This is a genomic window from Paraburkholderia sp. SIMBA_030 (genome assembly GCF_046535245.1).
Classification (GTDB): Bacteria; Pseudomonadota; Gammaproteobacteria; order Burkholderiales; family Burkholderiaceae; genus Paraburkholderia.
On the sequence record NZ_JAWRXB010000020.1, the window covers coordinates 23,371 to 41,933 of the forward strand.

The 18,563-nt window shown below is 60.0% G+C and carries 15 protein-coding genes, 1 pseudogene and 1 riboswitch; of the genes and pseudogenes, 9 read left to right on the forward strand and 7 right to left on the reverse strand.

Annotated features, from left to right (window positions below; genetic code table 11):
• The first annotated feature begins 88 nt into the window (after positions 1 to 88).
• On the forward strand, positions 89 to 274 hold the full coding sequence (locus SB772_RS29355) for a hypothetical protein (protein WP_410836669.1): 186 nt from the start codon (positions 89 to 91) through the stop codon (positions 272 to 274).
• An 85-nt stretch (positions 275 to 359) separates the two neighbouring features.
• On the opposite strand, the gene arcC is transcribed toward SB772_RS29355, so the two are convergent.
• From arcC to speC, 5 genes are all read right to left on the reverse strand, one after another.
• A complete protein-coding gene (gene arcC / locus SB772_RS29360; RefSeq protein ID WP_410836670.1) occupies positions 360 to 1,289 on the reverse strand; it encodes a carbamate kinase in 930 nt (309 codons plus the stop codon).
• Between the two features lie 97 nt (positions 1,290 to 1,386).
• Positions 1,387 to 2,397 (reverse strand): ornithine carbamoyltransferase, encoded by a 1,011-nt coding sequence (locus tag SB772_RS29365; protein WP_410836671.1) that lies wholly within the window; start codon positions 2,395 to 2,397, stop codon positions 1,387 to 1,389.
• A 37-nt stretch (positions 2,398 to 2,434) separates the two neighbouring features.
• Positions 2,435 to 3,691 carry an arginine deiminase gene (arcA, locus tag SB772_RS29370; RefSeq protein ID WP_410836796.1) on the reverse strand — a complete coding sequence of 419 codons (1,257 nt, stop codon included), beginning with the start codon at positions 3,689 to 3,691 and terminating at the stop codon, positions 2,435 to 2,437.
• Between the two features lie 192 nt (positions 3,692 to 3,883).
• On the reverse strand, positions 3,884 to 6,145 hold the full coding sequence (gene potE, locus SB772_RS29375) for a putrescine-ornithine antiporter (RefSeq protein ID WP_410836672.1): 2,262 nt from the start codon (positions 6,143 to 6,145) through the stop codon (positions 3,884 to 3,886).
• Positions 6,146 to 6,175: 30 nt separating this feature from the next.
• The gene (gene speC, locus SB772_RS29380) at positions 6,176 to 8,539 is read right to left on the reverse strand and encodes an ornithine decarboxylase (RefSeq protein ID WP_410836673.1); all 2,364 of its coding nucleotides are present in this window, start codon (positions 8,537 to 8,539) and stop codon (positions 6,176 to 6,178) included.
• A gap of 451 nt (positions 8,540 to 8,990) precedes the next feature.
• Between speC and SB772_RS29385 the strand changes: the two genes are divergently transcribed.
• The 8 genes from SB772_RS29385 to SB772_RS29420 all read left to right on the forward strand — a co-directional run bounded on the left by SB772_RS29385 (position 8,991) and on the right by SB772_RS29420 (position 15,869).
• Entirely contained in the window at positions 8,991 to 9,452 is a 462-nt protein-coding gene (locus SB772_RS29385) for a helix-turn-helix domain-containing protein (protein WP_410836674.1), read from the forward strand.
• Entirely contained in the window at positions 9,449 to 9,997 is a 549-nt protein-coding gene (locus SB772_RS29390; RefSeq protein WP_410836675.1) for an IS630 family transposase, read from the forward strand. Before SB772_RS29385 ends, SB772_RS29390 begins: the two co-directional genes overlap by 4 nt.
• 298 nt (positions 9,998 to 10,295) lie before the next feature.
• Positions 10,296 to 10,475, forward strand: a complete 180-nt coding sequence (locus SB772_RS29395) for a hypothetical protein (RefSeq protein ID WP_410836676.1) — start codon at positions 10,296 to 10,298, stop codon at positions 10,473 to 10,475.
• Between the two features lie 138 nt (positions 10,476 to 10,613).
• Positions 10,614 to 11,984 (forward strand): DUF3300 domain-containing protein, encoded by a 1,371-nt coding sequence (locus tag SB772_RS29400; RefSeq protein WP_410836677.1) that lies wholly within the window; start codon positions 10,614 to 10,616, stop codon positions 11,982 to 11,984.
• Positions 11,985 to 11,997: 13 nt separating this feature from the next.
• Positions 11,998 to 12,927 carry a DUF2950 domain-containing protein gene (locus SB772_RS29405; RefSeq protein ID WP_410836678.1) on the forward strand — a complete coding sequence of 310 codons (930 nt, stop codon included), beginning with the start codon at positions 11,998 to 12,000 and terminating at the stop codon, positions 12,925 to 12,927.
• A gap of 703 nt (positions 12,928 to 13,630) precedes the next feature.
• Complete coding sequence (locus SB772_RS29410) at positions 13,631 to 14,170, forward strand: tetratricopeptide repeat protein (RefSeq protein WP_410836679.1); 540 nt, start codon at positions 13,631 to 13,633, stop codon at positions 14,168 to 14,170.
• A gap of 295 nt (positions 14,171 to 14,465) precedes the next feature.
• On the forward strand, positions 14,466 to 14,756 hold the full coding sequence (locus SB772_RS29415) for a hypothetical protein (RefSeq protein WP_410836797.1): 291 nt from the start codon (positions 14,466 to 14,468) through the stop codon (positions 14,754 to 14,756).
• 165 nt (positions 14,757 to 14,921) lie between these two features.
• A complete protein-coding gene (locus SB772_RS29420) occupies positions 14,922 to 15,869 on the forward strand; it encodes an NADP-dependent oxidoreductase (protein WP_410836798.1) in 948 nt (315 codons plus the stop codon).
• Between the two features lie 416 nt (positions 15,870 to 16,285).
• Here SB772_RS29420 and SB772_RS29425 read toward each other — a convergent pair.
• Both SB772_RS29425 and SB772_RS29430 read right to left on the reverse strand, forming a co-directional pair.
• Positions 16,286 to 16,626: pseudogene (locus SB772_RS29425) on the reverse strand (BON domain-containing protein).
• Positions 16,627 to 17,031: 405 nt separating this feature from the next.
• Positions 17,032 to 18,309, reverse strand: coding sequence for a D-amino acid dehydrogenase (locus SB772_RS29430; protein ID WP_410836680.1), 1,278 nt, complete (start codon positions 18,307 to 18,309; stop codon positions 17,032 to 17,034).
• Positions 18,310 to 18,455: 146 nt separating this feature from the next.
• Positions 18,456 to 18,546, reverse strand: a riboswitch (glycine riboswitch).
• Between the last annotated feature and the right edge of the window lie 17 nt (positions 18,547 to 18,563).

Sequence of the window (18,563 nt, forward strand, 5' to 3'; positions counted from 1 at the left end):
GGTCCTCGTTCGGGAACGCAACGCCTGATCCAGGAGCGTGCGGCTCCCGGGAAAAGCCCGGCGGCACGATCGGCCGCGAGTGACCGTGATGGCAGACGTCGTGTCGGTGAACACGAAGTCAAAAACCATCATAGTGAAAGGACCTCAAGGCAGCGACGTGGACCTGATCGTGGAAAACCCCGAACAGCTGAACAATATCCGCAAGGGTGACCATGTAGAGGTGGTGTATACAGAATCGGTCGCAATTTCTGTAACGCCCGGCGGTGCGAAGTAGGGCAGGTTGGGGCTGACCGAAATGATAGATCGGCGCAGCCGGAGGTGTCTTCGCCTGCGCCCTGATTCGGAGCCGTTAATCGTTGTTAATAGTAGCGGATGCCGGGCACGGCCGTGCTCACGCGTGTGCCGGCGCTTCCCTTGGTAATGGCGACGATGTCAGAGAGTGCGCCGATGACGGCATCCTTGCCCGTGGTGCGGGCGAATTCACTGGCGGCCATGACTTTCGGCCCCATCGAACCTGCCGCGAACCCTAGTCTGTCAAGTTCATCCGGATGTGCTTGAGCAATCGCCTTGCTTTCCGGCTTCCCCCAGTCGATATACGCGGCATTCACGTCGGTGGCAATGATCAGCAGTTCGGCCTCGAGTTCGTGGGCGAGCAGCGCAGAGCACAGGTCCTTGTCTATGACCGCCTCGACGCCGCACAGCTTGCGGTTCTTGTCGTACATCGTCGGTATGCCGCCGCCGCCCGCGCAGATGACGATGGTCTTGCGTTCGAGAAGCCATTTGACCGGGCGGATCTCGAAAATGTGTTTCGGCCGCGGACTTGCAACGACGCGGCGGAACTTGTCGCCGTCGGGGGCAATGCTCCAACCTTTCTCGGCCGCCAGGCGCTCCGCTTCATCCTTCGAATAGACAGGACCGATCGGCTTGCTGGGGTGCTGGAAGGCTGGATCCTGCGCGTCGACTTCGACCTGAGTCAGGATCGTCGCAAACGGGACTTCATACGGCAGCAGGTTGCCAAGCTCCTGCTCGATCAGATAGCCGATCATTCCCTCCGTCTGTGCGCCAAGCACGTCGAGTGGATAGCCCGGCACCTCCTTGTAGGCCGCGCCCTGCAGGGCGAGCAGGCCGACTTGCGGGCCATTACCGTGTGCGATGACGAGTTCGTTGTCCGGTGCGATCTGCGCAATCTGCTCTGCTGCGATCCGGACGTTGTCTCGCTGGTTTTCGGCCGTCATGGGTTCACCGCGCCGCAATAGGGCGTTACCGCCTAGCGCAATCACGATTCGCATATCTTCCCCCTGGTTCGGGCATGCAGGATCCAGCGCTGGGGCTGCCGTGTCTCCGGCTAGCCCCAGGGCGGAGTTGGTGAGCGTGGCTCACGGTTGCTCACAGGTCCGCGAGCGTCGAGACGAGAATCGCCTTGATAGTATGCATACGGTTTTCGGCTTGTTCGAATGCGATGTTCAACGGCGATTCGAACACTTCTTCTGTGACTTCGATACCGTTGGCGAGTGCCGGATATTTTTCGGCAATCTGCCTGCCAACTTCTGTTTCGCTGTTATGGAAGGCCGGCAGGCAGTGCATAAACTTCGCCTGCGGATTCTTCGTGGCCTTCATCAGCTCCATGTTGACCTGATAGGGAAGAAGCGCATTGATGCGCTCGCCCCACGCCTCAAACGGTTCACCCATCGACACCCAAACGTCCGTGTGTACAAAATCGGTACCGTCGACCGCGGCTTTGGCATCTTCTGTAAGCGTCAGGCGCGCACCGCTTTCCTCCGCGAACTTCTGGCATGCCGCAACATGATCGCCGTGCGGCCACAGAGCTTTCGGAGCCCCGATGCGCACGTCCATGCCAAGTTTCGCGCCGATCAGCAGCAGCGAGTTGCCCATGTTGTTGCGCGCGTCGCCAAGATACGCATAGCTGATGTTCGTCAGCGGCTTGTCTGTGTTCTCACGCATGGTCAGCACGTCCGCGAGCATCTGGGTCGGGTGGTATTCATCCGTCAGGCCGTTGAAGACAGGTACACCGGCGTAGCGGGCCAGTTCCTCCACAACCTCCTGGCTAAATCCGCGATATTCGATCGCGTCGTACATGCGGCCGAGCACGCGCGCTGTATCCTTCATGCTCTCCTTGTGACCGATCTGCGAGGAATGCGGGTCGATATACGTCACATTGGCGCCCTGGTCGTGGGCGGCGACCTCGAACGCGCAACGGGTACGCGTGGAACTTTTCTCGAAAATCAGTGCAATATCGACGCCTTTGAGGTGCTGTTGTTCCGTACCAGTGTACTTCGCACGCTTCAGATCACGCGAGAGATCCAGCAGATAACGCAACTCACGGGTGGTGTGATGCATCAGGCTCAGAAGACTTCGATTGCGCAGGTTGAAAGCCATGGTGATTCTCCGTTGCAAAGAAAGGTTGTAACGTGCTTTAGTAGTCGATGGCGTCGCGGATGATGGGGCAGGTCATGCAATGGCCGCCGCCGCGTCCACGTCCGAGCTCGCTGGCGGTGATCGTGATGACTTCAACCCCCGCCTTGCGCAGCAGTGTGTTGGTGTAGGTGTTGCGGTCATATCCGATGACGACCCCGGGCTCGATGCAGACCACGTTGTTGCCGTCGTCCCATTGCTCGCGCTCAGCGGCGAACGCGTTTCCACCCGTCTCAACCATGCGCAGCTTCGGCAATCCCAGTGCGTCGCCCACGACGTCGATAAAGGGCTTGTCTTCGCGACGCACGCTCAGCTTCGACGGGTTGCTGTCGTCCGGGCGAATCGAGAAAGGCACGATCTCCTTGACGACCTCTGGAAAGACCGTCACGAGATCGCGGTCGCAGAAACTGAATACCGTGTCGAGATGCATCGCGGCACGCGATTTCGGCAGGCCCGCCACGATGATCCGCTCGGCCCCGCCCCGGGCGAACAGGTTCTGTGCAAGTTCGCCGATGGCCTGACGGCTCGTGCGTTCACCCATGCCGATCAGCACGGTGCCCTTGCCAATCGGCATCACGTCTCCGCCTTCCAGCGTGGCGGCACCATGATCCACATCCGGATCGCCATACCAGATCTCAAACTGCTTACCCGCGAAGTCGGGGTGGTATCTGTAGATGGCCGTGGTCAACAGGGTTTCCTGTCGGCGCGCGGACCAATACATTGGATTCAGCGAAACGCCGCCGTAAATCCAGCAGGTCGTGTCGCGCGTGAAGAGCGTGTTGGGAAGCGGTGGCAGCACGAAACTCGAATAGCCGAGGTATTCACGGTACATCTTGAGGATGTTGCTCTGCTCGCTATCCGGAATGTCGTCGGCAGCCACGCCACCGATCAGGAACTCCGCGATTTTGCGCGAATCCAGTCCCTCGATCCAGCTTCGCACCTCACCAGCGAGCGATACGCCGACGGTGTCCGTACGGATCTTCCGGTCGAGAATCCATTTGAGGGCCTCCGGGCTCTTCACTGTCTCGTCGAGCAGATTGTGCATTTCGACAACGTCGACGCCACGCTCCCGCATTTTGTTCACGAAGTCGAAATGGTCGCGCTTCGCCTGGCTGACCCAGACCACATCGTCGAACAGAAGCTCGTCACAGTTGCTCGGCGTCAGGCGCTGATGAGCAAGACCTGGCGAGCACACCATGACCTTGCGCAGCCTGCCCGCCTCAGAATGCACGCCAAAGTTTCCTGTCTCCGTGCCCATCTTTATTCTCCTCGATCCAGAGGTGAGAATGCCTTCGAAGAGGCGTGAGAGCGGCAATCCATGCACGAAGATCACTGCCGCGAAGATGATCTTCACCCCAGAAATGAGGAATGCTTACGCATCAAGCTGTTCCGGCACTGAGGTTGGAGGGGCCGACTGGCCCTTAAATAGTACCTTGCCGTCGATCGACCCTTAGTCCGGCAAAACCACCAGCCGGTAGAAATTCTGTGCGTCTTCGTCGGGTGGGCCAAACCACTTCGTATAGATTGCCCGGTAGTCGCCTGACGTGAAGATCCGGCTCAGCGTACGATCAATGAGCAGGCGCAGGTCTTCGTCTCCGCGTGCGACACCAATCGAAATCGGCGCGTACGAGAAGCGCCTCGGCAGGACCTGAAGATCTTTCCCTGCGGGGTTACGGCTAACCTGGTCCAACAGAATCGCTCGCTCCGCAAAAAAGACATTCGCCTTGCGATCGAGCACCTGTCGCACGCCATCTTCATAGCTCGATGCGGTAATCACATTCGCGGTCAGCTCGAAATAGCCCATACGCTCCGCCAGCCAGCGCTGCGTGGGCGAGTTGCTCACCGTGGAAAACGTCTGCGAGTTCAGGACCTGCGCGGGCGATGCGCGCCAGATCGGCCGGTTCGATTTCGTTACGCCATCCAGCACTTCCTTCAGGCCCGTCGACGCGTCAGTGCGCGTAAGCGCCGCAATGCCACCGGGATAGACGGGAATGGAGTAGTTGATGTACTCGCGTCCCGTCAACGTGTCCGCGTCACCGCATAGGAAGTCGACACGGTGGTCCTGTACCGCGCGGTAGCGATCCTCTGGCTTTACCATCGTCCAGTTAACGGTCAGTGCGGGTAACGACAGATCAGCCTTTACCTTGTCGGCAAGTTTATTGCACAGCGCCGCGAAGTATCCGTCGGCACCACCGCTGTTATCCAGAAACACGTAAGGCCGGGCACCGGCGACAAAGCCTATGTTCACCTTTCCTGCCTGCTTGATCCGGGCCAGCGCTCCCGTCGTAGCCGCCGGCGCGGCAGCACCTGCCTCAGCCGCGTGCACGGAGCGTGGCGAAGGCGCGCACAGGACTATGAAAGCGATAATGCTGGCGGCCGCGATCACGGGCTTGCCTGCCTTTGCAGCGCGCGATGACCGGCGGGCTGCTATGAGCCCATAGATAATGTAGCCGATGGCCAGCACCAGCATGCCGCCCAGCACGGCGTCCTTGCCCGAAGCATAGAGGGCGTAGACGGAGTACGCCATCGCGATGACCGTCACGACAGCATTGCGCCGGTACGCCGCAGGCTCGGTACCTGCCTCCCGCATCATCACGAACAGCGCCGAGAGCGAAATGATGTAGGGCAGGACATTGGTGACCACCGCCAGGTTGACCAGGGCGGCGAACTGTTCGGCGAGATTCGGCGATATCGTCGACAGCGCCATCAATGACTGGACGATGCCCATGATGATCATGCCAGGAATCGGTGCGCCCATCCGGTTGGCCTTACCAAAAACCGGCGGGAACATGCTGCTGTCGGCGGCATCCTTCGCGGTCTGCGCCAGCGTGAACTGCCAGCCGAGCAGCGAACCGACGCACGCCATCGCGGCAAGCGCCATCACGAGCGAACCGATCGCCGGGGTAAGCATGTGCGCGAACGCAAGGCCGAATGGCCCCGTCGACTTCGCGAGATCCGCATTGGGCACGATGCCCTGGATCGCGGTGGTCGACAGTACGTAGATCACTGCGGCACCCAGGGTGCCGAGCAGGCACGCGAGGGGCACATCGCGTTTCGGATTCTCGACGGCCGAAGAGTTTTGTACCGCCGATTCCATGCCGAGGAATGCCCACAGCGTCAGGGAGATACTCGAGCCCATACCCTGCAGCAGGCTCATCCCCTGCGGGTTCCAGGCGGCTGCGAAGAGGCTGGGGCGGAACCAGAACCAGCCTGCGATGGATATGAACCCGACAGGCAGGATCACGCCCCATACCGTGACGGAGCCGATGCTTCCCGTCAGCTTGGGGCCGCCGAAGTTCGCAACCGTGGTGATCCACAGGAGCGCAATCACGCCGACGCAGCTGGCAATCGGGGACGACGTCAGGGGCGGCCAAAAGGCCGCGAGATAGCCAAGCGCGGAACTGGCGACCGCGACGTTCGCGATCGCGACGGACAGGAAATAGAGGAAAAAAACCTGGAAATACCCGGCTTTTCCGTAGGCATCCTCTGCGTACGCGGCCATGCCGCCAGCCCGCTGGTTCAGGATGCCCGCCTGGGCGAAGCCGTAGGCGATAGCCATCGACCCCACGGCCGTGACAACCCACGACAGCAGCGAGATCGCCCCGACCTTCGCCATATTCGTAGGCAACATGATGATCCCGGAGCCCATCATATTGACGGTCACGATGAAGGTCAGTTGCACGACGTTCATCTTCTTGGGTTGGTCATTCATGGCGCTCACCTCCTTGGTGATGTCTATCGCCTATTCCTGGACCACATACGTATAGAACCGGATGCGACTCTCTTCCCGCTCCTGGAAGACGCCTTGCACTTCATAGTTGAAGCCTGGGAAGCGGTTGAACGATTCCTGGAACGCCATGAAGTAATCCAGCATGGGCTTTGCACGATCGTCCCAACGTTCGCCAGGGAGTACGACGCCGATTCCTGGCGGGTAGATCAGCGCGAGTGTCGCGGAGATGCGGTTGTGAGCACTATCGAGCGGCACATAATCGACCCGGTTCGCGACGAGCGCTTCGTACGCGTCTTCCGGCGACATCGCGAGTTCCGGGAAGCTCGAGGCGCGGAAGCACAGCCGCTGCAGGTTCTTGACGTTTGCCTCGCGATAGAAGCCATGCATTTCATTGCAGATCTGACGCAGCGTATAGCCTTCGTAGCGCTCGCTGTGTGCCGCGTAAAGGGTCGGCAGCACCTCGGCCAGTGGCGCGTCGCGATCCCACAGGTTCTTGAATTTGACGAACCGCGCGATCAGCGTGTTCAGCTTGCTTGCGTCCTCTGCTGGTGTCATCAGGAAGAGGATGCTGTTCAGATCGCACTTCTCGGGGACGATTCCTTCCTCGCGCAAGTAGTTCGCGACGACCGTCGCGGGCACGCCGAAATCCAGATACTCGCCTGTCTTACGGTCGATGCCGGGTGTCAGCAGATTCAGCTTGTTTGGATCCACCATCGCATAGCCGTCGGCGTAGCCCGTATAGCCGTGCCAGGTCGCCGCGGGGCGGAACTCCCAGCACTGCTGCTCGTGCTTGATGACGTCAGTCGGAATATCCTCCCATGCGACGTTCGACGCGTCGGGCATGAAGTTCGAATTCCGGATATCCACGACGTCGGGCACGAACGGGTCAAAGAACCATTGTTCCTGAGCGCTCGCGCCAACCGTCTCATAGTGGCGCACGAACTCGCGGAATTTCTTGCGCGCCTCGATCGCCAGGTCGATGCAGCCGTCCCACAGCATTTCGCCGGCCTTGCCCTCATGGACCTTCGCATTCACGTCGAGCGACGCGAAGAGGGGATAGAACGGCGAGGTGCTGATGTGAATCAGGAAGGACTCGTTGAAGCGCTTGTGTTCGATGTAACGCTGCTGGCCCCGGATATGATCATCGCGTTTGTGGATCTGCGAGGCCTGGGAAAAACCGGCGCCCTGCTTGTGGACTGACTGTGTCGAGAACAAACCCGGCATCTCGGCCGTCAGACCGCTCAGCCGCATCGGACTGTGATCTTCGAACAGCGGATGGAATGCGTTGTAGCCGATCCACGCCTCGTCCCAGAGCACGTAGTCGCACAGGTGACCGATTTTTTCGAGCACCTTGCGCACGTTGTAGACCGTGCCGTCGTAGGTTGCCAGCTGGATGCACGCAAGCCGGAACGGACGTTCCGCCTGACTGCGTTCGGGATTCTTCACGAGGGGACTGTTCCGGATCTGCTCGCGCAGATAGTCTTCGTCCCATGCCTGCCAGTCGACAGCGCCAATCATGCCGAATGCGTTGCGCGCCGTCGGAAGGAAAATCGGAATCGCCCCAGCCTGAACCAGTGCGCCCTGATGCAGAGACTTGTGATTGTTCCGGTCGAACAGCACAAGATCGCCACGCTTGAGCACACCGCCTGTCACGATCTTGTTGGACGTGCTGGTTCCATTGAGGACGAAGTAGGTCTGGTCTGCGCCAAATACGGCTGCGGCGTGGCGTTCCGCATCGGCGGCAGCGCCTTCGTGAATGAGCAGGTCGCCCAGTCCCACGTCGGCGTTGCACAGGTCATTGCGGAAGATGGCTTCGCCGAAGTGCTTGAAGAACAGCTGCCCAGCGGGCGACTTCCGGTAGAACTGGCCACCCTGGTGCCCGGGGCAGTCGAATGCAATATTGGCTTCGGCGTCGTAGGCGACGAGCCCGCCAAAGAACGGGGGCAGCAGGCTCATGCCGTATTTGGTCAGGCTTGCCGTCACCTGTTTCGCATAAAACGTGGGCGTCTGCTGTCCGAGATAGATATAGCCGTCGACTTCGCCGAGCCCGCCAACGACAGCGAGGTCCGACAGGCGGTGCGAGTCGGCCAGCGCCCATAGCGGTGTACGAAAGCCTAGCGCTCGCACCGATTGTGCGAACTCGCGGGCGGTCTCGCGACGGTCGCCATCGATCAGCATGATATAGGCGCCAACGTCCGCGTCCTCGTCTACATTCCGCTTAAGGTCGCGGGCAAGTTCGACGCGGAAGTTTTCCGCAGAGATTTCGGCGAGCAGCTCTTTGGTCTGCGCGTTGTCCGGATCGACAATTGCCACGATCTTTAGGAGCTTATTAAATGGAATGGGGATCGTCGGCGCCTTCAGCGAGTATGGAATCACGATCGGTCTCCTTCGCACCCGTTTCCTGGGGTTTTGTCGCACCCAATTCAATTGCCGGACAGAATTTGAGGCACTCACAGCAGCGTGGCGGTGGTGTGTCCCCATTGAGAAGCGTGATGGTTACCAGGGCTGGAGGTGTGATCGCGGCTCGCTGTACGCAAATCTAAATATATGCAGTAACTTATACTGGAGATATCGGACTTTGGTCCTAGTACTAGCGACATGTCTGCCGAAGGCAGGGCCTGCGAAACGCTACTGGCGTGCGACGGAATCAACGCGCCGGCAGGCAGCTAAATCGCAAAATCAGCGACCATAATTCCATATTGCAAACGTGTGACAACGGTTGCTCCAGCAATTTCTCGTGCGTATCGGGAATAGCCGCTGGTAAGTGTTCCTGGTAAATCTGTTTGAATTTCGCTAACCTGGCGCCTTCTTGACGCCGGGGTAGCGGATGAAGTGTGTCGTAGAACTGAGCGAGGCCGAGGAAATGACGTTGCAACAGTTGTCGATCAATCACAGGCATCGTGACACGCGCACGCGAGCGGCGGGCCTGCTGATGCTCGGGCGCAGGATCAAGCCCAAGGTCATTGCCGAGCAGCTTGGTGTGAGCGGACAGAGCGTCTACAACTGGTCGCACGCATGGCGCGACAGCGGCGTGTGCGGTCTGATGGGTGGCCATAACGGAGGCCGTCCGCCTGCATTGTCTGACGCAATGATCACCACGGCCCTTGAAGTGGCGCGAACCGAGTCGTTGACCCTTGCGCAGATTGGACAACGCGTGCAGGCCATTCACGGAGAACCGCTGCCATGCCGGATCGAAACGCTCGGTGAGGCACTCAAGCGCGAAGGCTTCTCGTTCAAACGCAATCGCTACGCGCTCAAAAAAAGCGCAACGAAGAGGAGTTCCAGTTGAAAGCGGATACGCTCGGCAAGCTGCAATGTGCCGCGCGCGACGGTCAGTGCCGCCTGTTCTATTTCGACGAGGCAGGCTTCCGTGCAGCGCCGCCCGTTCAGCGAAGCTGGTCACCACGGGGATTGCCCCACAGGATCGAGCCCAACAGCCATTGCAAGCGCAGCGTCGTGGGCGCGCTTGATTCCGGTAAGAACAGCTTCATCTACGCCGCCAGCGCCAGAACGGTGAAAGGCCCTGATGTCGTCGAATTTCTCGACTCGCTGATCCGGAAGGGCGATGGCCGTCCGACTGTGATCGTGCTCGACAACGCGAGCATCCATCACAGCATTGATCAGGACACACTGGACCGCTGGTTTCTCGAACACAAGGCACTCCTGTTCTATCTGCCGCCGTACAGTCCCGAGCTGAATCTGATCGAGATCGTCTGGAAGCACTTCAAATACCACTGGCGACGCTTCGTCACGTGGACCAAGGAAACCATCGACGCTGAACTCGCTGAGCTGCTCGGCGGATACGGCACCAGATTTCAAGTCAATTTCTCGTGAACACTTATGGGGGCGTGCGCTATGTCTTCTTCGACTCTTCATCCAGCTTCGCTAGGTGGCAACGTTCCGGGTGACGTGGCCAAGTTCCAGAAGGACAGCGTATTGGCGCCGGGAGCCTCATTCTCGACTACGATTCCCGCGACAACATTTTCTACCCGGGCTCAGGCAGCTTCGCCGAATTCGAGACGCAGTTCGCGCGGACGGGTCTCGGCGGGACCCAGAATTACGGCGTGTATGCCGCACGTGGCTTCAAGTGGATTCCGCTCACGCATACGCTGATCGTTGGCCTGCGTCTGTGATGGGTTTAGCGATCCAGAGTACCATCGCCAGTCCGATGGATTTGTCGAACTCGTTACCTGACTTTTTCGGTGGCAGTCTCGGCTCGACCACCGAGTATGCCGGCGGGAAGGACCGGATCGTCGGCGCGGTTCCGGGCATGCGCTATGTGACCGGCATCGAATCAGGACGGTTGTTTTGAAAGTAACATGAACTACGCTAGGATAGCCGAAGAGTCGGCCGAACCTATCGAGAAGCAACATGAGATCGCGCCGTCCGGTTACGTGACTGTCACAAACGCATCGTTTTCCGCGTCAACAACCTGCCGCAAGGAGGGGCCATGACTCACTGGAACAAACGATGGGCGAAAGCAGTTTTTCTGTGGCTGATTTTGCCAGTGATCAATCAAGCTTGTGCGGATCGTGGCCCCGAGAGTTCTGTGCAGGGCCCCGCACAGACGCCTGCACAGATCCCTGCACAGGCTCCTCCGCAGAGCCCTGCACAGAACCCTGCGCCATTCGAGTCAGAGGAGATCGAGGCCCTGGTCGCGCCGATCGCGCTCTACCCGGACACCGTGCTGTCGCAGGTATTGATGGCGTCGACCTATCCGCTGGAGATCGTGCACGCGGCGCGCTGGGTAAAAGCGAATCCTAACGTGAAGGGCGATGCCGCCGTGAAGGCGGTGGAGAATCAGCCTTGGGACACCAGTGTGAAATCGCTGGTGGCGTTCCCGCAGATACTCGAGCCGATGAGTGACAAGCTCGACTGGACGCAGAAGCTAGGGGACGCTTTTCTTGCGCAGCAAAAAGAGGTCTTCGCTGCTGTGCAGCGGTTGCGGGCACGCGCGCAGGAATCGGGCAACCTGAAATCGAACGAGCAGCAGAAGGTCATAGTCGAGCCCGCGCCGGCAGGCGGCCAGACCACCATCGTGCGCATCGAGCCCGCAAACCCCGAGGTGATCTATGTGCCAGCCTACAACCCGACGGTTGTCTATGGTGGATGGGGCTATCCGGCCTATCCGCCAACCTATTGGCCTCCGTACCCCGCTTACTATCCCGGTTACTACCCCGGCGCGGCCCTCGCGACGGGATTTGCCTGGGGCATCGGTCTCGCAGCTGCCGGTGCGATCTTCAGCGACTGCAACTGGGGGGGCGGCGACGTCAACATCAACGTGGACAAGGCCGCGAACATCAATCGCAACTTCGATCGCAGCAAAGTCCAGGGACAGGGAGGTCGCTGGCAGCATGATGCAGGCCATCGCCAGGGCGTCGCCTATCGGGACAATGCCACCCGCGATAAATTTGCCGGCCAGGCGCCGGGTGCCGACAGGCGTTCGCAGTATCGCGGGCGCGGTACCGATACCGGGTTCGGGGCAACCGACCGGGCAGGCGCAGGCAATCGCGCCACTACCGCTGACCGGGGATCAGCCGGCGGCAATCGGGCGGCGACGGCAGACCGCTCCGCCGCGGCGAACCGGGGGAGTGCATCGAATCGCGGCACCACCAGCGACCTGAACCGTGTCAGTAGCGGCAACCGCGGTGGTTACAGTGGCGGCGGGCGCGACAGCTCCTTCTCGGGCGTAGGCGCGGGCGGCGGCGCGACGCAGCGCAGCTACGATCGCGGAAGATCGAGCATGCAGGGCTCAGGCTTTAACCGGCCTTCCGGCGGTGGCATGCGTAGCGGCGGTGGACGCGGCGGCGGCAGGCGTTGAGGAGATGGGAACCATGGATATCCAATCACGTGTTTTCAGGAAGTGGGTGACGCCCACACTCGCGAGCCTCACCGCCGCAACCGTCCTGTCGGTCGCAATGACGACTTCCGTTTATGCGCAAAAGAACTTCAGCTCTCCGGAGGCGGCGATGGGCGCCTTCGGCGACGCCGTCCTGAAAGATCGCGAGGACGCGTTGCGCACGATCTTCGGCAATGACTTTCGTGAACTGATTCCACCCGTCGGCGCGGAGGTGCGGGATACGTTTGTCGCGGCGTGGGCCAAGTCCCATACGATCGAGCCGACGGACGCCCGGCATGCCCACATTGTCGTGGGCGACAACGGCTGGACGTTCCCGATTCCACTCGTCAAGACCGACCAGGGATGGCACTTCGACACGCACGCGGGCGCGGAAGTAATGCGCTTGCGGCGCATCGGCCGCGATGAACTGGCCGTTATTCAGATAATGCTCGTGATCTACGATGCGCAACGCGAGTATGCGCAGACCAATCACGACGGCGAGGGTGTGCTTGCCTACGCCTCGAAGATGGTGAGCTCGCCGGGCAAACACGACGGTCTGTACTGGCCTGCCGGACCGGATGACAACCCGAGTCCGCTCGGCGAGGCGTTCGTGAATGCCAGTTCGCGCAATGCGCAGAATGCCGGCTACTACGGGTACCACTACAAGCTGCTCGAGTCACAGGGGCCACACGCCCCAGGTGGCGCCTACGATTACGTCGTGCGCGGCAAGCTCTTCGGCGGGTTTGCCGTCATCGCATGGCCGGTGAAATACGGAGACACCGGGATCAAGAGCTTCATGGTGAGCCATGCCGGGCAGGTCTATGAGCGGGACCTCGGACCCGGGAGTGCAGCCAAAGCGCAGGCCACGAAGTCGTTTGACCCGGGTCCAGGCTGGAGCAAGGTGCCGGCCCGTGATCGCGAGTAACACGCTTACTGTGGCGCGAGCGGTAACGGCCGAGTGCTGTCGTGGCGCTCGCGGCAAGTGAATCTGCTGGTCGGAGCGGCTTAGCTCAAAGAATTTTTGGCGAAGCGTAAACGGCCCGTTCGCCGTCTACCCGGATATCTCACTGTGCCGTTCCCGCTTCACCAAGAATCCTCTGCTTATCGGGGGTAACCAGCTGTTGCAAAGGCGAGGGCGGGCAGGACGGATCGGCTGGTGGGTCTCCGACTCGAAGTAGTGTCGTTCTTTGCAAGCAGTCCTTGGCGCGACATCGTCGCCGATCGGCTGTGGGCATAAGTCTTTGCAACGTGGTGTGAAAGCGCTGGCCGGGACAGCGCGCGAACTCCGAAAAATGCTTCCTGACGCAGATTAAGCGTGCACTAAATTTCTTGTCGCGGAGGCCGTTAAGATCAGGGTCCGGTAACGGACCCTGCGCGTTCGAACGCGCTGCGCCGCCAGCCATCCATCCCAGGGCTCTCACACTTCGCAACGTTAAATGGATCAGTCAACCGATGCCTATCGCTTACGTCACCAAGGAAATCGCGGGTAACCTCCGCGCTGGCTGCCTGCTAACTGACTTCTGTCTTTCGCGGGTTAGCAATGGCTGGCAGGTGACGTTGAGTCTCATTGACGGAGGCGTGACGGTACTGAGGTCTACCGAATTACCGCCGTTGGCAACACAATTGCTGTGCGGTTAGGTGCCGACCAATGGGAAGCTGAGTCGGGCCAGCTGCTGCTCGATTTTGAGGTCGCTCCCCTGAAAGGTGACGTTGCGTTTCTGGACAGCTTCCCTCGCAGCGCAAAGGACGCTCACATCAAGGCCGAGGAATGGTTTGAGCTAGGTGAGCAACTGACTGCCACGGACCGACAGGGGGCCGAGCATGCTTATCGGAAAGTCGTGGAGTTGCTGCCTGTGGCGCACTACGGCGCTTACACCAACCTGGGCGTTCTCCTGTGTGAAGAGGGACGCTGCGAAGAAGCGCTGGCAGTGTTTGACCGGGCTTTGGAATACTTCCCGGACGACTGCCAGCTTCACTTCAACCGCGCCGTTGCGCTGGAGGAGCTAGATCACGCCGAGGATGCGCTGAACGGTTACGGAAAGTGCCTCGCGATTGAGCCAGACTACGCGGATGCGCACTACAACCTTGCACGACTCAAAGAACTCCGAGGGGACAAGCAAGGCGCCCTCCGACACTACAACGCGTACCGCCGTATCCAGGGCTCTTGAACGTCGTTACTGTGCCAAGGATTCCCGTGCACGAATTAAGTGCATCAACACTAGCCGGGGATCTGGCAGAAATCGGCCAACTGCAGCCGTTGGCTGAAGGGACCAGAATTTTGCACCGCTTCTCAGGTTTACTACGGCGGTACAGTTACTACACTTGGTATGGGTCGCGGAAGTCATGTGCGCGGCCTTCTCAATTACTTCAATGCGCTACACGCCGTCGGGAGGAGCAGTTACACGCTGCACACATTGTTCGTGCGGCATGCTCGTCTCGCTGGTCAAACAGGAGGATGCAATCATGCAAACTGTTATAAGGAGATTTTCCGGAAAGGGTGCAAAGGAGTTGTTCGATCTGCTGGAGAAGCACACGGCTGACGTCGAAGAGCTGATGCGTTCGGTCAAAGGCTTTGTCGGCTACACCCTCGCACGCAGCGGCGATGGCGGATTCTCGGTGACTGTTTGCCAGGACAAGACAGGCACCGACGAAAGCGTGCAGAAGGCGAAGGACTGGATCGCGAAAAACGCCGGAAGCACGGGCGTGGGCGCACCTGAGATATCGGAGGGAACAGTCCTCATTCACCTGAAGTAACTTTGCCTTGCGACTGGCAGCGCGTGAGTTCAGCGGGCGGCACGCGCCAATGACGCCGTCGACCACCATGCCCCAACGGATGCAGGCTTTCGTATTGAAGGCGTACGGCGGCCCGGAACTCGCGAGCCTGGAAGAAGTACCCTACCCAAGCCCAGTTCGCGGCAACTGCTCGTTAGCGTTCACGCCGCAGGCCTGAACCCTGTGGACTTCAAGACGCGCAGGGGCGACCTGCGACTTGTTCAGCGTTATCGGCTACCAGCCGTGCTCGGCAACGAACTGGCGGGTGAGGTGATCGTGTGTGGCGACCAGGTGCGTCGCTTTCGCGTCGGCGACCGGGTGTTCGCACGCGTTGCCAAGAACAGAATGGGCGCGTTCGCCCAGTTCGCGCTCGTCGAGGAAGAGCATGCGGCCGCGATACCCGCGAGCCTCAACTTTGTAACCGCTGCCGCCATTCCCCTTGCCGGGCTCACCGCGCTGCAGGCGTTGCGCGATGAACTGCATGTCGCGAGAGGGCAGCGCATATTCATCTCCGGGGGCGCTGGTGGCGTGGGCAGCTTCGCGATACAGATCGCCAAACACCTCGGTGCCCAAGTTGCGACGACCGCGTCGCCCCGTGGGGAGGCGCTGGTGCGAAAGCTTGGCGCCGACATGGTCATCGACTACACGCAAGAGCAACCCGCATCGGTTCTCTCGGGATTCGACGGCGCATTCGACCTGCTCGGCGGCGACACCCTTGAGCAGGCATTCGCCATTGTGCGGCCGGGCGCCACCGTCGTCACGGTCGCCGGTATACCCGAGCCGCAAACGGCATCGAAGGACTTGGGGCGTGGGCTCGGGTTGCGGACGCTGTTTTGGGTTGCAAGCTTTTCCCTGAGGCATCGCGCCCGCCAGCACGGAGCGCGTTACCGCTATCTCTTCATGCACCCGAGCGGCGAGGACTTGTCCGAACTCGCCCGCCTCGTTGACACCGGTGCGGTCAAGGTGATTGTCGACAGCGTGTACCCATTTGAGCGCATCGCCGATGCGGCGGCCAAGCTCGAATCGGGTCATGCCAAAGGTAAGATCGTCGTCACAATGTCAGACAGTTTTGGCGCGACAAATCAATACCACTGAACTGCGTAACTGCATGTCGGCAATCATCCACAAATAGCCGGACTTGTCGCATGATCTGGAATCGTGTGGCGAGAGGGGCGCTCACGCAAAGGAAACGTAGGATGAAATCAGTATTCGCGATAGCCTTCATCGTTATTTTTAGTGTGCCTGCGATGGCCACCACTTCCACGGGATCCTACTCGAGGAATGGCAGCGACCAGCAGGACGCTTGCCGTTCTGCAACCGCTGCTGCGGAGCAGGACAGGGTTAATTGGCTCTCCAAGGGATGGATCTTCGTAGGGACGTCAAGCTGCACCTGCTCCGGAAGCGGAACAAGCTGGACTTGCTCAGTCAATGCCACGTATTTCCGCCGGTAACCGCAGAGCGACGCCTCACGGCAACTCGGGGTCCAGGTCGGCACTTCCGGCGAACGCGCGTCATTGCGGCCTGAGGTGCAGATCGTTGCTCACGGATTGGACCCCCGGCACGCCGTGCGTCACGGCAAGCGCTTTCTGAATCTGTCCCTCCGAATCCACGTATCCTGACAACTGCACGACGCCTCGATACGTCGCGACGCTCATCGGCAACGATCTCAGCCCCGGGTCCGCGACGAGCGCCTGCTTCACCCGGGCGGCAAGCGCAGCGTCGTCAGTGGCGATCTCCCCCGGCGCGGTCACGGACGGCGTCGCCGTCGACTTACAGCCGTGAACACGAACGCGGGCAACGCGAATGCCGCGACGATCAGCAACCGGCTTTTGATGTATGGCGCGTTTCGCATGTCGGTTATGACATCCAGATTCGTGCATTAAGCAGGGACCGCGCCATGATGGATCGCGGTCCGCCGCGAACATCATCGCATATCGCGCCTTCATGAAGCCTCCAATGCCACAGCTACCGGAGCTTTGACAATTTGACCGCATCGGTGCGACAGCGTTGCGCAGGTCATGTTGCCGAGCACTTGCCATCCCGTCACGAGTGCGGCGCAAGAGCCAGTGCTTGTGCGATGCTCAGATTACGCTCAACAAGGTACGATGCACACTTCTCTCCTCGCGGTCGAAGTGTGCATATCCATGGTTAAAGGTCGAGATTCTGGGCCGATATTCCAGTAAGGCAAGATTCGGCCAGTTGTTGACGCTTGCGCATTGCAGAGAGCCGTCACTCGAACGGCTGGTCCAAGCGCTTATCAGACGTTGACCGGCAGGTCTTTTCGCTTTGTCGCGGGCTTCACGCTCGTTAAGTTTGGCATACTACCGGCTACGAGTTCCGCAACAGCTTCCGCAGTCGCTGCCGAGAGCGTCCACCCTAAATGCCCGTGTCCGGTATTGTAGAAAATGTTGCGTCGACGCCCGGGGCCAACCTTGGGCAACATGCCCGGAAGCATGGGGCGCAGGCCGGCCCACGGAATGACGCGCGCCGTCGACATGTCCGGGAAATGATTGCGCGTCCAATCGACGAGGGGCTGGATCCGATCCGAGCGGATGTCACGGTTTATGCCGTTCAGCTCAGCCGTTCCGGCAACACGGAAGCGATCAACGCCGAGACGGCTGGTTACAATCTTGGCGTTGTCGTCTAGTAGGCTGACCCAAGGTGCGGCTTGCTGGCTTCCTGTATCGTCCAGGCAAACCGTGATCGAATAGCCCTTCACCGGATAGACGTTCACGTGGTCTCCTACATACGCCGCTAGAGCACGGCTTCCGACGCCTGCACAAATTACTGCTCGGTCGAAGATATCCGTATCAGGCTGACCTTCGCGCGCGAATGCAATCCTCAGGTCACCGTCCGCAGCCTCGGAGATGGACTGCACGCTCGTGTCGTAGCGGAACTCGACACCCAAACGCACGCAGGCTTGCGCAAGACCACGCGTGAACTTATGAATGTCGCCGGTCGAATCGGACTCGGTGAAGAAGCCCCCGTGGAACTGCCCATGAAGCGCCGGCTCAAGGGCGTGGATTTCGTCAGGCGTCACCGGGCGCCGATCAAGGCCGCCCTCACGTAACAATGCATTGACCTTCGTCGCCGCTTCGAACTCCTTACGGGTGGCATAGAAATGCAGGATGCCACGTCGTTCAAGGTCGAAATCAATTTGTTCCCGCTCAGCGATCGAGAACATATGCTGGCGCGCAGCGATGGCTAGCCGCACTGTTTCTATGGTGTTGCTGCGATAGTTCGGAATCTGGCGCAGGAACTCGCCGATCCAGCTGTACTTGTGCCAACTCGGCCGCGGATTCATGAGGAGCGGTGCGTCGCTCCTAAACATCCAACGCAGGCCTTTCAGCACTGTAGAGCGGCTGTTCCAGACCTCAGCGTTGCTGGCCGACAGTTGTCCGCCGTTGGCAAATGACGTTTCCATTGCCGCATAGCGATGACGTTCGAGAACGGTGACGCGGTAACCTCGCCGAGCGAGGGCGTAAGCAGTGGTGACGCCCGTAATTCCGGCGCCAATGATGGCAATTTGGGACATGACATGGTCCAGTGTTCGTTGAGCATCGCCGGCCGATGTTTACCGGCACCAATGCCCCATCTGTCCATGTACCTGAGAGTTTCGCTAGAACCGGTTACGGTAATAGCTCCCCTTCGGTGGGCGCGCACGCGCCGCTCTCCAGATGTTCTCGCTGCACGGTCCTTTTGCCTGAGAGTTTCCGGGGCGGTTGCTCCGTCGGCGTCGTCGCGGGTGGACGATCTCTCCCGTGCTTCGTTATAGAACAGCGCGAGGGT

Excerpts from the sequence above, each read along its gene's own strand:
- SB772_RS29385 (WP_410836674.1), top strand. The coding sequence starts at position 8,991 with ATGAAGTGTGTCGTAGAACTGAGCGAGGCCGAGGAAATGACGTTGCAA.
- arcA (WP_410836796.1), bottom strand. The coding sequence starts at position 3,691 with ATGGGCACGGAGACAGGAAACTTTGGCGTGCATTCTGAGGCGGGCAGG.
- SB772_RS29405 (WP_410836678.1), top strand. The coding sequence starts at position 11,998 with ATGGATATCCAATCACGTGTTTTCAGGAAGTGGGTGACGCCCACACTC.
- SB772_RS29395 (WP_410836676.1), top strand. The coding sequence starts at position 10,296 with ATGGGTTTAGCGATCCAGAGTACCATCGCCAGTCCGATGGATTTGTCG.
- arcC (WP_410836670.1), bottom strand. The coding sequence starts at position 1,289 with ATGCGAATCGTGATTGCGCTAGGCGGTAACGCCCTATTGCGGCGCGGT.
- potE (WP_410836672.1), bottom strand. The coding sequence starts at position 6,145 with ATGAATGACCAACCCAAGAAGATGAACGTCGTGCAACTGACCTTCATC.
- SB772_RS29415 (WP_410836797.1), top strand. The coding sequence starts at position 14,466 with ATGCAAACTGTTATAAGGAGATTTTCCGGAAAGGGTGCAAAGGAGTTG.
- SB772_RS29430 (WP_410836680.1), bottom strand. The coding sequence starts at position 18,309 with ATGTCCCAAATTGCCATCATTGGCGCCGGAATTACGGGCGTCACCACT.
- SB772_RS29400 (WP_410836677.1), top strand. The coding sequence starts at position 10,614 with ATGACTCACTGGAACAAACGATGGGCGAAAGCAGTTTTTCTGTGGCTG.
- SB772_RS29365 (WP_410836671.1), bottom strand. The coding sequence starts at position 2,397 with ATGGCTTTCAACCTGCGCAATCGAAGTCTTCTGAGCCTGATGCATCAC.
- SB772_RS29355 (WP_410836669.1), top strand. The coding sequence starts at position 89 with ATGGCAGACGTCGTGTCGGTGAACACGAAGTCAAAAACCATCATAGTG.